Annotated in this window: 13 protein-coding genes; 9 read left to right on the top strand and 4 right to left on the bottom strand. The window is 63.3% G+C overall.

What is annotated here, in order from left to right:
• Positions 1-105 precede the first annotated feature (105 nt).
• Positions 106-975: a polysaccharide deacetylase family protein gene (locus R3280_RS03955; protein ID WP_318997279.1), complete on the top strand. Its 870-nt coding sequence runs from the start codon at positions 106-108 to the stop codon at positions 973-975.
• A 28-nt stretch (positions 976-1003) separates the two neighbouring features.
• Here R3280_RS03955 and R3280_RS03950 read toward each other — a convergent pair whose 3' ends face one another.
• A complete protein-coding gene (locus tag R3280_RS03950; RefSeq protein ID WP_318997278.1) occupies positions 1004-3571 on the bottom strand; it encodes an ABC transporter permease in 2568 nt (855 codons plus the stop codon).
• A complete protein-coding gene (locus tag R3280_RS03945) occupies positions 3561-4214 on the bottom strand; it encodes an ABC transporter ATP-binding protein (RefSeq protein WP_318997309.1) in 654 nt (217 codons plus the stop codon). The genes R3280_RS03950 and R3280_RS03945 overlap by 11 nt, the downstream gene beginning before the upstream one ends.
• Positions 4215-4571: 357 nt before the next feature.
• Between R3280_RS03945 and R3280_RS03940 the strand changes: the two genes are divergently transcribed.
• From R3280_RS03940 to R3280_RS03920, 5 genes are all read left to right on the top strand, one after another.
• Positions 4572-5411, top strand: a complete 840-nt coding sequence (locus tag R3280_RS03940; protein WP_318997277.1) for a putative selenate ABC transporter substrate-binding protein — start codon at positions 4572-4574, stop codon at positions 5409-5411.
• Between the two features lie 158 nt (positions 5412-5569).
• Complete coding sequence (locus tag R3280_RS03935; protein ID WP_318997276.1) at positions 5570-6265, top strand: VWA domain-containing protein; 696 nt, start codon at positions 5570-5572, stop codon at positions 6263-6265.
• Between the two features lie 45 nt (positions 6266-6310).
• Entirely contained in the window at positions 6311-7057 is a 747-nt protein-coding gene (locus tag R3280_RS03930; RefSeq protein ID WP_318997275.1) for a DnaJ domain-containing protein, read from the top strand.
• Between the two features lie 40 nt (positions 7058-7097).
• Positions 7098-7385 (top strand): DUF1330 domain-containing protein, encoded by a 288-nt coding sequence (locus R3280_RS03925; RefSeq protein WP_318997274.1) that lies wholly within the window; start codon positions 7098-7100, stop codon positions 7383-7385.
• A 127-nt stretch (positions 7386-7512) separates the two neighbouring features.
• On the top strand, positions 7513-9183 hold the full coding sequence (locus tag R3280_RS03920) for an NAD-dependent malic enzyme (protein WP_318997273.1): 1671 nt from the start codon (positions 7513-7515) through the stop codon (positions 9181-9183).
• Positions 9184-9189: 6 nt separating this feature from the next.
• Here R3280_RS03920 and R3280_RS03915 read toward each other — a convergent pair whose 3' ends face one another.
• Together R3280_RS03915 and R3280_RS03910 are read right to left on the bottom strand one after the other, a co-directional pair.
• Entirely contained in the window at positions 9190-9408 is a 219-nt protein-coding gene (locus tag R3280_RS03915; RefSeq protein WP_318997272.1) for a hypothetical protein, read from the bottom strand.
• A 69-nt stretch (positions 9409-9477) separates the two neighbouring features.
• Complete coding sequence (locus R3280_RS03910; RefSeq protein ID WP_318997271.1) at positions 9478-10209, bottom strand: tellurite resistance TerB family protein; 732 nt, start codon at positions 10207-10209, stop codon at positions 9478-9480.
• A gap of 249 nt (positions 10210-10458) precedes the next feature.
• Here R3280_RS03910 and R3280_RS03905 point away from each other — a divergent pair, with 249 nt between their 5' ends.
• The 3 genes from R3280_RS03905 to R3280_RS03895 all read left to right on the top strand — a co-directional run bounded on the left by R3280_RS03905 (position 10459) and on the right by R3280_RS03895 (position 15181).
• Entirely contained in the window at positions 10459-11739 is a 1281-nt protein-coding gene (locus R3280_RS03905) for a PQQ-dependent sugar dehydrogenase (RefSeq protein ID WP_318997270.1), read from the top strand.
• Positions 11740-11817: 78 nt separating this feature from the next.
• Positions 11818-12135, top strand: coding sequence for a c-type cytochrome (locus R3280_RS03900; protein WP_318997269.1), 318 nt, complete (start codon positions 11818-11820; stop codon positions 12133-12135).
• A 238-nt stretch (positions 12136-12373) separates the two neighbouring features.
• Positions 12374-15181 (top strand): HAD-IC family P-type ATPase, encoded by a 2808-nt coding sequence (locus tag R3280_RS03895; protein WP_318997268.1) that lies wholly within the window; start codon positions 12374-12376, stop codon positions 15179-15181.
• Positions 15182-15208: the final 27 nt, after the last annotated feature.

The following is a 15208-nucleotide window of genomic DNA, read 5'->3' as shown; positions in this document are numbered from 1 at the left end:
TGCACGAAATTCAATAAACAATAATACTTTTAAATTAAGTTTTGTCAGGATATATTCACTTCCGATGTGTAAGTGGCCGTTTCCACAGCCTGGAGGAATACTGAGATGCCAGAAGAAATCGCCTGTAAGACCGAACATTTAAAAAATGATTTTCGGTGGCCTAAGGACAGACGCCTGGCGGTCATATTTAATGTTGCCTATGAAATGTGGACGCCCGGAAACTTTTCCACTGTTAACCCGATGGGTAATGTGCTCTCCGGGGATATCGTCGATCCAAATGCCGACAGTTATGGTCGATATAATGCAAATCGTGGTTGCAGGCGATTGTTTGATATCGCGGAGAGACACGGTGTGGTAACAAGTATATTTACATCGGGTCTGGTCGCCGAGAATCATGCGGACCACTTAAAATATTTGGCAGATTTTGGGCACGAAATCATTGGCCACAGTTATGGACAAAACCTGCTCTTCCCCTATCTGAACGAGCAGGAAAAAGAAGACAACATTTCGATTTCGACCAAGACGATAGAGCATGCGACAGGCCAACGACCTCAAGGATGGATCAGCCCGCGCATAACCTCGGATCTGGATGTACAACGGCGACTCTCACGGCACGGATACAGTTGGCACGGAGATGCTCTCGATGATGATTTGCCCTATCTGCAGCGGTTCTCCGACAGCGAAATCATGGCGATCCCGGTGACTATTGATTTCAACGATCTTCCTCACGCGATGCGTTTTGGGAGGACGCCGGAGCAATTTGTGCAGATGTTTATGAGTACTCTGGAAAGGCTTCTGGATAGTAACAGAGAGACTCTCATTCTGGATGTCATCGTCCATGGTCACTGTTATGGCAGACCCGCAGGCGCCTGGGCTTTCGAGGAGATTGTGAAGCGCTGCTCACAGGAAAAAGAACTGTGGCTGACCACAAGAGGAAAGATTTTCAACTACGCTCGCCCCTTTTTCGGCGCCTGAACTTGGCCAACGGCGAGATTCTTTTCCCTCACCCGTCCCGCAACAGCACCGCCGGGTCCAGCCGCATCGCTCTCAACGTGGGTAGCAAGCCCCCAAGAAGGGCCAGCGAACTGATCCCGGCAGCCACCAGGGCCCCCAGCCACCACAGATCCCCGGCCGGCAGTTTCAGCGCCAGGTCCGCCACCGGCAGGGCAATCAACGCTCCCAGGCCGGTGGCGAATACCGTCGCCAGCAGGGTCAGCAGGCCGGTTTCAAGCAGCATGGAGCGGCGGATGGCCTGGTGCCGGGCGCCCAGGCAATGCAGCAGGTTGGCTTCGTAGAGCTGGCGGCGGCGACTGACGCTCACCACGCTGGAGAGCACCAGCAGGCTGGCCACCAGACTCACGGCGGCCACGGCAGCCAGACCGGCGGCCGCCTTGTTGAGCAGGTCGCCGGCGGTCTCCAGCCAGTCGGCGGTGCGCAGGGTGATGACGTTGGGGAGATTCCTGGCCAGCCATTGCTGGGACTCCCGGGCGGCGGCATCGCTCTGGTAGACCGCCCCGACGTAACGTCCGATCAGCCCGTCGAGGGCACCGTCCTGGAGGATCCCTTCGAACCAGAACCGGGTCTGCAGACCTTTCTGGCGGTAGATGGCGCGGATTTCGGCGGCAATGGTCTGGTCCTGGGCGGTGAAGGTGACCCGGTCACCGACACCCAGGCCCAGTTCGTTGGCTTCGCGGTCTTCCATGGCCATGAGGGCCGGCTCCCCAGCCAGCGCCGGTTCGCTCCACCAGTTCCCAGACACCAGTTCCAGGTCTTCCGGATTGCCCGAGAGGTAGCTGAGTTTGTATTCGTCCCCCATGGCCTCGCGCCTGGCACGGGGATCGTCCGCCAGTACCTCCGCCACGGCCTCGTCGTTGATTCTGGCAAGGCGGGCACGCACCAGCGGCAGCAGTTCGACCCGGCTGGTCGGGTCCAGGCTATTCACACCTTCCCGCAACGTTTCCATCTGGTCGGGGAACACTTCATACAGGATCAGCGCCGGCGCCCGGGCCGGTATGGTGGTTTCCAGTGCCCGCAGCAGCGTGGCCACCATCAGGGTGCAGGCCACCACCAGGGTCAGCGCGGTGCCCAGCGACAGCAAGGTTGCCCGCAATGGCGAGTCCGGCCGGTGGAGATTGGCCAGGGCCAGCCGGCGGGCGAACCTGCGCTCGGCAAAACCACTGTTCTCCAGGGCCCGGGCGCCGCGCCGCAAACCCCGGATCAACGCCTCCAGCAGCCCCCACAGAACCATCACCGCCAGCAGAAACAGGAACCCAAGATGCGGTGATGGCAGCCAGAACAGGGTGGCCGCGATGTAGACCGCCAGCAGCAGATAACTGGCGATGCGCCAGGCCCGTGGCTCATTGGGGGCAGCCTGCACCTGACCCCGGAACAGCCCCGCCGGTGAGGCCGCCAGCGCCCGGGCAAGGGCCGGTAACGCGAATACGTAGGCCGTCAGCACGGCGAACAGCCAGCTCAACAGCAGCGGCACAAGCCAGAGCATAAGCCAGCCCCCTGCGCCACCGGGGCCGGACAGTGCGAAGGCCTCACCAGCCAGGCCGATGGCCACGGCGGACAGCCCCAGCCCGATGCCGCCACCGATGAGGCCGGCCAGGGTGCCCATGATGCCGACCTGAAGCAGGTAGATGGCCACAAGGGGCCGGCGCCGCAGGCCCAGTGTCTGCAGGGTGGCGATCGTATCCAGTTTCTCGTCAAGGTAGGCGTGGATGCTGTTCGCCACCCCCAGGCCGCCAATGAACAGAGTGGTGAACGCGATCAGGATGAGTGCGGTGGCGATCTGGTCCAGGCGCTCGGAAATCCGCTCGCTGCGCTCGGCAAATGTGGTGGTGTCCCAGTTGGTGTCCGGAAATACCTGTTCGAACTCACGGAGCCAGGCGGTCAGGTCGCGGTCGGTCTTGATGCGGTATTCGTAGTCGACCCGGCTGCCGGGACGGATCAGGTTGGTGGCCTCCAGCGCCTGCTCGGAAATGATGATAGGCAGGCCACGCCAGTTGGCATTCAGGTTACGGTCTGGCTGGTTCTCGATCAGCCCGCTGATGCGAAAGCTCCCGGCGCCGATCTCGATGCGGTCACCAATGCCCTGACCCAGGCGCTCCGCCAGCAATGGGTCCAGGATGGCGCCCCAGAGGCCATCCTGCCGGTCGGTCAGCTCCGGGCGGGGCCGGTCTGGCGTCAGCTCCAGTTCGCCGTAGAGCGGATAGGCCGCATCGGGAATCAGGATCTCGGCCCGGAAGAAGCCGTCGCCGTCGGCGCTGCTGACCAGGGTGTCGAACTCCCGCACAAGCGACAGGCTGCCGGTCTCGCGAACCCATGCCAGCACCGGGTCCGGCAGGGGCTCGTTGGTGTCCAGCTCCACGTCGCCGCCCAGCAGCGCGCGCGTGTCCGCCAGCAGGCTCTGCTCGATCACCCGGTAGAGACTGGCGGTGGCGGCCACCAGGGTGACGCCGAGGATCAGGCAGGCCAGGAAGACCTTGAGAGCCGAGATGCGCGAGCGCAGGTCCGTGAGGGCAAAACGCAGCATCCACAGGGGGCTGGTGGCGCGTTCACGCTTCATAGAGGCGCCCACCCTCCATCCGGACCCTGTGCTGACAGCGCTTGGCCACCCGCTCGTCATGGGTCACCAGCACCAGGGTGGATCGGCTCTCCCGGTGCAGGTCGAACAGCAGGGAGAGCACCTTTTCACCGGTTTTCTGGTCAAGGTTGCCGGTGGGCTCGTCCCCCAGCAGCAGGCTCGGCTGGTGCACCAGGGCCCGGGCGATGGCAACCCGCTGCTGCTCACCGCCGGACAGCTGGCCGGGGTAATGCTGCAAGCGGTGGCTCAGTCCAACCGCGTCCAGCATGGCGATTGCCCGCTCGGGGGCCCCGCCCTGGCCGGCGATCTCCAGGGGCAGGCTGACATTGGCCAGCGCCGTCAGCCCGGGCAGCAGATGGAAGGACTGGAAGACGATGCCCAGATGTTCACTGCGCCAGTCCGCCAGGGTGTTGGCGTCCATGTCTCCGAGGCGCCGGCTGCCTACCAGGATCTCGCCCTGATCCGGCCGCTGCAGGCCGGACAAGAGCAGCAAAAGCGAGGTCTTGCCGCTGCCGGACGGGCCGGTGATAGCCAGGGTTTCACCCGGCGGCACCTTGAGTGACACGCTGTTGAGCACTGAAACTGTACCGGACTCAGTGGCATAAGCTAGGTGGATATCGTTCATCTGGACACTGATGGACACGCGGGCACCTTTTCCGGCCAAAGAGGATTTCCTGCCAAAGAGGCTCTAGACTGGCGATGCGGCTGCCCTTCGCGCAGGCATGGTCGAAACGCCTCGCCAGAAGGACAGCCTAGTGTACGTGTGGCGGAAGGGACTGGCGCACAAGCGGCCGGTTAATCGTCAGCGCACTGGGTCTTGCCCAAATGATTCCACCACTCGTATGCCTCAAAGGCAGTGCCCGACGGGGCGCCTGCCGACTGTACAACACGGGCACCAGCCCATGCAGGAAAATCAGGAAACCCACCCATCAAAAAATGCAGGGACTCTATGATTAACCAATTGCTACGGAAATTGAGCATCGTGTTCACAGCCTCGCTGATGATCAGCGCGCCGGTTGTGGCGGAAACCTTCGTTTTTACCGCCATCCCCGATGAGGATGAGACCAAGCTGATCGAGCGTTTCAGCGGCATGGCGGAGTACCTTTCCCAGGAACTGGACGTGGACGTCCGCTATGTGCCGGTGAAATCCTATGCCGCAGCCATCTCGGCGTTCCGCAACAACCAGGTGCAGTTGGCCTGGTTCGGCGGTCTGTCCGGCGTCCAGGCGCGCGACCTGGTGCCGGGCTCCGAAGCCATTGCCCAGGGTACCGAGGACGCCTCCAATTTCGTATCCCATTTCATCGCCCATAAAAGCGCCAACCTGGAGCCCATGGACGAGCTGTCCGAGGAGCTGCGGGGCAAGACCTTCACCTTCGGCTCCAAGGGTTCCACCTCGGGCCGCCTGATGCCGGAATACCACATCCGTGAGGCCTTTGGTGAGGCGCCGGACGAGGTCTTTTCCCGGGTCGGCTACAGCGGCAACCACACCCGCACCCTGCGGCTGGTGGAGGCGGGCACCTATCAGGTGGGCGCGGTCAACTTCAAAGTGTGGCAGAAGGAGAAAGAGGACGGCAACATCGACACCGACCAGGTGCAGATCATCTGGACCACGCCGCCCTACCCCAACTACCAGTGGACCATCCGTGCCGGTGTGAATGAAAAGTTCGGCGAGGGCTTCAAGGAGCGCGTTACCCAGGCGCTGCTGGATCTGGAAGACCGGGAACTGCTGGACAGCTTCCCCCGTACCTCGTTCATCCCCGCCTCCAATGACCTTTACGAACCCATCAGGAAGGTCGGCAAGGAAGTCGGCATCCTCGACTGATGTCGGTGCGACAGACCGGTGTCTTTGCGGCACCGGCCAAAATCCGCGGGCTTCGGCCCGCTTTTTTGTTCCAGGCCGGGTGGGCCTGTGAAACGACCTGCCTTTGCCCTAAGATTTCAGTCAGTCATTGACTCATCCACGCGGTTGCAACGAGGCCCATGTCCGACAAAGAGCTCCGCACCCGGTCCGATCGCAAGGCCATCGACCAGTTTATCCACAAGGTCCGCACCCTGCCCAAACAGGATGGCAGCCAGGGCCGGCTGATCTTCGCCCTGGATGCCACCGCCAGCCGGGAAGCCACCTGGGACCAGGCCTGCCACCTGCAGAGCGAGCTTTTCCTGGCCACCCGCGATCTGGGCGGGCTGTCGATCCAGCTGTGTTACTACCGGGGTTTTGGCGAGTTCAAGGCCACCACCTTCGTCAACCAGACCGGCCAGTTGCTGAACCTGATGAACGGCGTCACCTGCCTGGGTGGCCACACCCAGATCGGCCGTGTGCTGAGCCATGCGGTCAAGGAAACCCGCACCAAACCGGTGAAGGCCGTGGTGTTCATCGGCGACTGCTGCGAGGAGCCAGTGGACGAGCTCTGCCACAGCGCCGGTGAGCTGGGCCTGCTCAGAACGCCGGTGTTCATGTTCCATGAGGGCTCGGATGCCCACGCCCGGGCGGTCTTCCAGCAGGTCAGCAAGCTTTCCGGCGGCGCCTACGCGCCCTTTGATCGCAACAGTCCGCAGGTACTCAAGGATCTTATGGCCGCGGTTGCGGTCTATGCTTCCGGGGGAACCAAGGCCCTGGAGGATTTTTCCAGCCGCAGTTCCCCGGAAGTCAGGCGCCTCACCCGGCAGATCCGCTAGCGCCTGAGCAACACACTGAAGGGCCCATGAGCCCGGGGTATCCGAGTGCCGTTAACGCTACTGGTCATTGTTCTGGCAGTGATTGCCTGGGTATGGTTGCGCAACCAGCCACCCGCCCAGCGCAAACCGGCCATCATCAAGCTGGCGCTGGCCGCCGGCATTGGCACGCTGGTGGTGCTGGCCCTCACCGGCCGGCTGCATTTCCTGTTCGCCGGGCTGGCGTTCCTGCTCCCGTTGCTGCGCCGGGTGCTGCCCTCGCTGCTGATGCGGGGGCTCATGGGTGCCGCGTCCGGTGGCGCAAAAGCCAGCACCGGCAACCAGTCCCGGGTGACCAGCGACATCCTGGAGATGACCCTGGATCACGACTCCGGCGGCATGAGCGGGACCGTGCTGAAAGGCCCCATGGAGGGCCGGGCACTGGCGGACCTGGGGGAGAGCGAGTTCCTGGAGCTATTGCGCTACTGCCGGGAACAGGATGACGACTCCGCACGGCTGCTGGAGACCTACCTGGACCGCCGCTTTGGCGATTCCTGGCGCGCCGATGACCAGGCCGGCGCCGCCGATGGTGAATCCGGCCGTGGTAACAACGGCACCAGCGGCAACGGCGCTCTCAACGAGAACGACGCCCTGGACATACTGGGCCTGCAGCCCGGCGCCAGCCGGGAAGAAATCATCCAGGCGCACCGGCGCATGATGCAGAAGGTGCACCCGGACCGGGGCGGCAGCAACTATCTGGCGGCCCGCATCAACGAGGCCAAGGAATACCTGCTGAGCCTGGTACCGGGCTCCTGACTCCCTTTGCCCAGAAATCAACCGCTGAACAGTAACCGCCATGACAGCCTACGCCATCGGACACATCACCATTAAAGACCCCGCCAAATGGGCGGAGTACCGCAGCCGCGTGGCCGACACCCTGGCGCCCTGGGGCGGCGAACTGCTGCTGCGGGGTACCGACGCCGTCGTACTCAGCGGCGACTTTCGCCGCACCGATACGGTGGTGATCCGCTTCCCGAACCGGCAGGCGGTCACCGGCTGGCACGACTCCCCCGCCTACCAGGCCCTGGTGCCCCTGCGCCAGGAAGCGGCTGACGTCGACCTGGTCAGCTACCAGGCCGACTGAAGCCGCCCTGTCCATGGTCCGGCGGACGAGCTTGACGCCGGCTGCTATCTTTATGGATGACATCGTCCACTCACCCTTTTGCACTGAGCCTGGTCCGTTCGACGTCCGCTCGCTTCACGAGGTGACCATGAACAACGCCGAAAAACGCCCCCTGTACATTCCCTACGCCGGACCCTCCCTGCTGGAAATGCCGCTGCTGAACAAAGGCAGTGCTTTCACCCACCAGGAACGCATGGACTTCAACCTGATCGGGCTGCTGCCCCAGAACGTGGAGACCATCGAGGAACAGGCAGAGCGGGCCTACAAGCAATACCGGCTCTGCCAGAGTGATCTTGACCGGCACATCACCCTGCGGGCGATCCAGGACGATAACGAAACTCTGTTCTACCGGCTGCTGGACGACCACCTGGAGGAGATGCTGCCCATCATCTACACCCCCACCGTGGGTGAGGCCTGCGAGGAATTTTCCAACATCTACCGCAACCACCGCGGCCTGTTCGTATCCTACCCCGACCGGGAGCACATGGACTACCTGCTGCGCAGCGCCACCAAGGAGAAGGTGAAGGTCATCGTGGTGACCGACGGAGAGCGCATCCTGGGCCTGGGGGACCAGGGCATCGGCGGCATGGGCATCCCCATCGGCAAGCTGTCCCTCTACACCGCCTGCGGCGGTATCAGCCCGGCCTACACCCTGCCCATCACCCTGGATGTGGGCACCAACAACCAGGCCCTGCTGGACGACCCCATGTACATGGGCTGGCGCCACAAGCGCATCGGCAAGGACGAGTACGACGCCTTCGTGGCGGAATTCCTGGCGGCGGTGAAGCGCCGCTGGCCCCACGTTCTGGTTCAGTTCGAGGATTTTGCCCAGAACAACGCCATGCGCCTGCTCAAGAAATACCGGGACGAGGCCTGCTGCTTCAACGACGACATCCAGGGCACCGCCTCGGTGTGCCTGGCCACCCTGCTCGCTGCCTGCAAGACCAAGAATGAGAAGGTCAGCGACCAGACCGTGGTGTTCGTGGGGGCCGGCTCCGCCGGCTGCGGCATCGCTGAGCAGATCATCGTGGCCATGACGGACGAGGGTCTGCCGGAGGCCGAGGCCCGCCGGCGTGTCTACATGATCGACCGGCCCGGTCTGCTCACCAGCGACATGACCGACCTGCAGGATTTCCAGCTGGCCCTCGCGCAGGACCCCGCCAGACTGGAGGGCCGGCAACTGGTGGATGTGGTGAAGCAGGCAAAACCGACGGTAATGATCGGTGTCTCCGGCCAGCGTGGCCTGTTCAGTGAGGAGGTGATCAAGACCCTGCACGCCGGCTGTGCCCGGCCGCTGGTGTTGCCCCTGTCGAACCCCACCTCCAAAGTGGAGGCAACGCCGGAGGAGATCCTGACCTGGACCAATGGGGAAGCCCTGGTGGCCGCCGGCAGTCCGTTCAAACCGGTGCAGCTGAACGGCAAGAGCTACCCCATCGCCCAGTGCAACAACGCCTATATCTTCCCCGGCATCGGCCTTGGTGTGATTGCTGCCGGCGCGACCCGGGTGACCGACACCATGCTGATGGCCGCCGCCAATGCCCTGGCCAACCAGGCTCCGATTGTCCAGCAGACCGGTGACCGGCTGCTGCCGGACCTGGCCCGGATCCAGGACATCAGCCGCGCCATCGCCTTTGATGTGGCCAAGCAGGCCCAGGGAGACCGGGTTGCCCTGCGCTCCGACGACGACACCATCCGGAAGTCCATCGAGCGCCATTTCTGGCGGCCCCGTTACCGGCGCTACCAGCGGCGCTCGTTCTGACGGGGATCAGCCGCCCTGCGCCTGGTCCCGCTCCTGCTGGGCCCGCCGGTTGTCCCTGGCGGTGAATCCCCAGCCAACCGCGGTCAGCAGGATCAGGCCGGTGATGATGGGCGACACTTCGCCCAGGGTCACCAGCGCCCCGATCACCGATGCCACGGCCGCCACGGCGGACAGTTTCCAGGAATAGCCGCTGGTGCCGGACTGCTTCTGAGGTACTTCCTTCATACACTTACCCTCGTGAACCAGCCCGAACAATAGCAGAAATCAGCGTGCAGCCCGCCATGGTTCGGGGCACTACTCCACCCGCTCAAGCACCTGGCGATCCAGCTCACGGGCCATGGCCTGGGGCAGTTTCAGGGCGTTGGCCAGTTGCTCCAGCCAGGCTCGCTCCATCGGGTTCTGGTCGTCGATGATCACCGCGCTGACCAGGTACATCTCCCGGGCCGCCTGCGGCGAGTCGGCCTGTTGCGCCAGCGCCTGGGCGTCCAGGGGCGCGTCAAACTGTTTCTGGATCCAGGCGTGCAACTCGTCGTCCGCCCCGAGGTTCTCGATCTCGCGGGTCAGCGCGGCCCGTTCGTTGGCATCGATATGACCGTCGGCCCGCGCCGCCATGATCATCGCCTGCAGGATCTCCAGGCCGCGCTGCTCCTGGGCCTGGCCGCTGAGCTGCTCCAGGGGTTGGCCCTGGTTTGCATCGGTGGGCGGGTTGGCCTTGGCGGCCCCGCTCTGATAGTTCTGGTAGGCCTTCCACGCCAGCACACCGACCCCGGCGAGCGCGCCGTACTTCAACGCCTGCCCATCCATCTTGCGGCCCCGCTTGGAGCCCACCATCAGCCCCAGGGCGCCACCGCCCAGCAGGCTCTTGACGTCTATGCCGCCACCGGAACCCTGGCCACCCTTGAACTGGGATGACAGGCTGTCCATCACCTTGCCCACATCCATGCCCTGACCCCCACCGGACGTCTGACCGGGGGTCTGGCCGGTGGCCTGCTTGACCAGCTGATTCAGGATCGAAGATACGTTCATTGCGATGACTCCTTCTGGGTTTGTCGGAACCTTAAAGTCGTGAGCCGCGGAGGATCCGAAGGCTCGGGCCCGCTGACACCCCGACCGACTGTTGGACCGCTTGACCTCGACTCTACCAGACGCGGGCATCGACGTTGGTTAAAGATCCATCAGAAAAACCGTACAAAACTTGACCGGCCATTAGCTGAATCTACACTCAATAACGCACCTCGAGAGATCAGAACAATCACAATATCCGGAGTAAGTGCAATGACGAAAACACTGATGACGCGGTCGATCGGAGCCATCGCCGCCTCTGCCCTGATGGCCGGCCTGCCGATGGCGGCGCTAGCCGATACCCCCGAATTGAAACACACCACCGTACTCTCGGGCCTTGAGAGCCCGTGGGATATAGCGTTCCTGCCTGACGGCACCATGCTGTACAGCGAGAAGTGCAAGGGTCTTTCCGTGCGGTTGCCCGATGGCAGCGTCAACAACCTGCTGGGCATGACTGGAACCGAAGGCTACGCCACCACCGCGGACGATCTGTTCTGCGAGGGCCAGGCCGGCATGAACGGGGTTGCCTTCGACCCCAACTTTGCCGAGAACCGGGCGGTGTACGTCTACTCTACCTCCAAGAAGAGTGACCCCCACACCAACCGGGTCATCCGGATGACGGTGAGTGACAATTTCAGCGCGGTCGCGAACCGCACCGATATCGTCGAAGACATTCCTTACAAGATGGAGGCCAGTGACCATCCCTTTGGCGGGCCCGGCGCCCACAACGGTGGCCGCATCCGGTTCAGCCCGGATGGCTACCTGTTCGTGCCCACCGGCGACAACCACAACAGCCAGCTGCCGCAATCCGGGGACTCTCTGGGTGGCAAGGTGCTGCGGGTCGACCGGGACGGCAAAGCGGTCCCCGGCAATGCCGAAGCCACACCGGATGGCTTCGACCCGAGGATCTTCACCTACGGTCATCGCAACGTGCAGGGCCTGGCCTTCCACCCCGAAACCGGCCAGCCCTACGTGACCGAGCACGGGCCCTGGCACTCGGATGAAGTCAATGCCCTTGTGGCCGGCGGAAACAGCGGCTGGGACCCGCGCCCGAACATGGCCGGCCGGGATGACTGCCCGGACGACTACTGCGGTTACCAGCCCAACCAGGGCGAAGGCATGGATCCGGCCAAGCGGCGTGCCTACATGCCGATGACCGACACCGACACCTACCCGGACGCCATGACCCCGGTCTGGGGCAATAATGGCCTGTCCCAGGGCATCAACGGCACAACCTTCCTGACCGGCGACCAGTGGGGCGACTGGGAGGGCCACATGGCGATCGGTTTCCTGGGCATCGGCTTCGGCGGAACCCCGGTGGGCCAGCGCATCACGCTGCTGGATCTCACCGATAGCGGCAACTCGGTGAAAGAAGCCACCGAAATGCCTGTTCCCATGGGATCGCACCGTTTCCGCTCAGTGGTTCAAGGTCCCGATGGCGATCTGTACACTGCAGTGGATGAAGGCATGATCTACCGCATCACGCCGAACTGAGCCTGCTTCAGCCCAGGCCGAACGGCCCCTGCTACGGTGTGGGCCGTTCGGCTTTCCCTGAGCGACCAAGGAGCTACCATGAGATTTGCCCTGACCTGTGCCGCCGTATTTGCTATGACAGCCGCCACCGCCCATGCCCAGGATGCGGATACTGAGGCCGGCAAAAGCCTCTACGCGGGCAAATGCGCTCAATGCCACGGCAAGGAAGGCCAGGGCATGGCGATCTTCCCTTCCCTGCAGGGCCGCGATGCCGACTACATTGCCTCCCGCCTCAAGACCTACCGGGCCGGTGAGAAGGTAGGGGCCAATTCCGGCGTGATGATTGCCAACGCCAAAGGCCTGTCCGATGACGATATCCGCAACCTGGCCGCGTATATCTCCAGCAACTTCAAGTAACGCGGTGTCCCGCGGCCCGGAGAAATAGACATTCCTGCCTGAATCGATGCATGGTTCGGGGCCGCCAGGCCCCGGCCTGCTCCAATCGGACGCCCCCCATTTCTGCTTCCGACCCGGTTCCCTCAGCTAGCGGAGGAATTCTGTAGCCGATTTGACGCCGGTCATTACGCCCCTCCCCGAGACGCCCGATAGTGGTTGCGACTTAGCAGCGCACCAGTCCGCCGCCTCAGGAAACTTCATGAACTCCAGATCGAACCACAACCAGGCCGTGAATCCATCCCGGTCACCGGCGAATTCAGCCTCACCGGCTCCGGAACAGTCCTGGCACACCATGACTGCCGAACAGGCCCGGGCGCAACTGCAGGTAGCACATCCTTTGAGCGACCATGCGGCCGCTTCGAAGCGCGCCCTCTATGGCCCCAATCAGCTCCCCGAAAGGCAGGCGAGCAGTCCATGGGCCCGGCTCGGCCGACAACTTCGTAACTTTCTGATTTATGTCCTGCTCGGCGCGGTGGCGATAACCGCGGCGCTGGGCCACTGGGTCGATGCAGGCGTCATCATGGCGGTGGTGGTGATCCAGACCCTGGTGGGCTTCATCCAGGAAGGCAAGGCCGAGCAGGCCCTGTCGGCCATCCGTCACATGCTGGCACCCAAGGCCCGGGTTATCCGGGAAAACGGCCAGCAGCAGCTGGACGCCAGCCAGCTGGTGCCGGGAGACACGGTTCTGCTCGAGGCCGGAGACCGGGTGCCTGCGGATATCCGGCTCGAGAAGTGCCATAACCTGAGAGTCGATGAAGCCATCCTTACGGGGGAATCTCAGACCGTGGAAAAATCCCACCAGCCGGTCGGGAAGGATTCGGCCCTCGGGGATCAGACCAGCATGGCGTTCTCGGGCACCATGGTGGCCACCGGTACCGGTTGCGGTGTTGTGGTGCGAACAGGGGCTTCGACCGAGATCGGCCGCATTTCGGGGCTTCTTGCCAGCACCACAAGCCTCAAGACCCCGTTGCTGGAACAGATGGACGGCTTCGCCCGGATCCTGTCTCTCGTTGTGATTGCCGCGGGCGTCGCCATTCTGGTGAGCGGTCTTACTCTCAGTGGCCTGCCTTTCCCCGAGCTGTTCATGGCCGTGGTGGGCCTCACCGTCGCTGCCATACCCGAGGGCCTGCCCGCCATACTGACGATCACTCTGGCCATCGGTGTGCGGGAGATGGCGCGGCGCAAGGCGGTGGTTCGCAGAATGCCGGTGATCGAGTCCCTGGGCGCGGTCTCGGTGATCTGCTCCGACAAGACCGGCACCCTCACCCGCAATGAAATGATGGTGACCACCGCCGTTCAGGGCCGGCAGCGATGGGATGTCACCGGCGAAGGCTATTCCACTGACGGCCAGTTACATCACGCAGGCCAGCCCGCGGAGGCCGGCGCCGGGCTGCAGGAACTGGCCCGGGCTGCCGCTCTGTGCAATGACGCCCATCTCGATTTCGGGGCCCTGCCGCCAAGCATCCAGGGTGATCCCATGGAGGCCGCGCTGAAAGTCTTCACCCACAAAGCTGCCTTCGACATTGAGAGCGGTGCGACGGCGTGGCCCCGCAAGGATGAGATACCCTTCGATACTCAGACCCGCTTTATGGCGACCCTCAACCACGATCACCATGGCCACAGCTTCATTTTTGTAAAGGGCGCCCCGGAGCGCATCCTGGACATGTGCGTGTCGGAACTGACCAGTAATGCGGCGGCCACCGCTCTTGACCGCGGCTGGTGGGATGACGCCATTGCCACCATGGCGTCCGAGGGTCTTCGGGTGCTCGCCCTCGCCCGCAAACCGGTGCCCCGGAACACCACAGACCTCGCTGTTGAGGATCTGAACACCGGTGTCGAGCTGCTGGGAGTGGTTGGTTTGCTGGACCCGCCACGCCAGGAAGCCATCCGCGCCATTGCCGACTGCCACGATGCCGGTATTCGGGTCAAGATGATCACCGGGGATCACGCGCTGACAGCGGGCGCCATCGCCCGGAAGCTCGGGCTGAAGAACACCGGGCAGGTGCTGACCGGGAAGGATCTGGACGGTCTCAGCGCGCAGGCCCTGCAACAGCTGGCGAGCGAGGTGGACGTGTTCGCCCGGACCAGCCCCGAGCACAAACTCCGCTTGGTCGAGGCCCTGCAGGCCAGCCATGGGGTGGTTGCCATGACCGGCGACGGCGTCAACGACGCCCCGGCCCTGAAACGGGCAGACGTTGGCATCGCCATGGGGGTCAAGGGCTCGGAGGCGGCCAGGGAAGCCTCATCGGTGGTGCTGCTGGACGACAACTTTGCCAGCATTGCCGCCGCGGTCCGTGAAGGCCGTACCGTCTACACCAACCTCAAGAAAGCCATCGCCTTCATGCTGCCCATCAACGGCGGTGAGTCCATCAGCCTGGTGATCGCTCTGCTCCTGGGTCTGGCCCTACCCATTTCGGCGCTGCAGATCCTTTGGGTGAATATGGTGAGCTCGGTTGTACTGGCCATGACGCTGGCCTTCGAACCTGCGGAACCGGACATCATGAAGAGACCGCCGCGGCCGCGCTCTGAACCCCTGTTACGGGGCTTCCTAGTATGGCGCGTGGTCTTCGTCTCGTTGGTGTTCCTGACCGGAATTTTCAGCGCATGGTTCTGGGCGATGCATCATCATGCTGACCAGAGCATCGCCCGGACCCTGTCCGTCAATACCCTGATCGCCATGGAGGTTTTTTACCTGTTCGCGGTGCGATACCTCGATACGCCCTCACTCACGCTGCGTGGTGTGCTGGGTACGCCGGTGGTGCTGGCCGCAGTGGCGACGGTTGCTGGTCTGCAACTGCTGTTCACTTACCTGCCCTGGTTCCAGGCGCTGTTCGGAACGTCCCCGTTATCCTGGGAGATGTTGGTGTTTGCCGGCCTTGCCGGAGTCTGCGTGCTGATCATCCTGGAAATCGAAACCTGGATTCGCAGCCGCCTCTGGCCTGACCGGCGTCAGTCACCACTCTCACGGCCAACTGAACACATCGATTCATGTGATCGGGTGCTATGATCAGGAGACACGCTGTCAGGGCCTGCC

The sequence above is a fragment of the Marinobacter sp. genome, assembly GCF_033722195.1.
In the GTDB taxonomy this organism is placed as follows: domain Bacteria; phylum Pseudomonadota; class Gammaproteobacteria; order Pseudomonadales; family Oleiphilaceae; genus Marinobacter.
This window is presented reverse-complemented; position numbering and strand designations above follow the sequence as displayed.

Coding starts and splice junctions, on each gene's coding strand:
- R3280_RS03950 (WP_318997278.1), bottom strand. CDS start 3,571: ATGAAGCGTGAACGCGCCACCAGCCCCCTGTGGATGCTGCGTTTTGCC.
- R3280_RS03900 (WP_318997269.1), top strand. CDS start 11,818: ATGAGATTTGCCCTGACCTGTGCCGCCGTATTTGCTATGACAGCCGCC.
- R3280_RS03920 (WP_318997273.1), top strand. CDS start 7,513: ATGAACAACGCCGAAAAACGCCCCCTGTACATTCCCTACGCCGGACCC.
- R3280_RS03925 (WP_318997274.1), top strand. CDS start 7,098: ATGACAGCCTACGCCATCGGACACATCACCATTAAAGACCCCGCCAAA.
- R3280_RS03945 (WP_318997309.1), bottom strand. CDS start 4,214: ATGAACGATATCCACCTAGCTTATGCCACTGAGTCCGGTACAGTTTCA.
- R3280_RS03955 (WP_318997279.1), top strand. CDS start 106: ATGCCAGAAGAAATCGCCTGTAAGACCGAACATTTAAAAAATGATTTT.
- R3280_RS03905 (WP_318997270.1), top strand. CDS start 10,459: ATGACGAAAACACTGATGACGCGGTCGATCGGAGCCATCGCCGCCTCT.
- R3280_RS03895 (WP_318997268.1), top strand. CDS start 12,374: ATGAACTCCAGATCGAACCACAACCAGGCCGTGAATCCATCCCGGTCA.
- R3280_RS03915 (WP_318997272.1), bottom strand. CDS start 9,408: ATGAAGGAAGTACCTCAGAAGCAGTCCGGCACCAGCGGCTATTCCTGG.
- R3280_RS03935 (WP_318997276.1), top strand. CDS start 5,570: ATGTCCGACAAAGAGCTCCGCACCCGGTCCGATCGCAAGGCCATCGAC.
- R3280_RS03910 (WP_318997271.1), bottom strand. CDS start 10,209: ATGAACGTATCTTCGATCCTGAATCAGCTGGTCAAGCAGGCCACCGGC.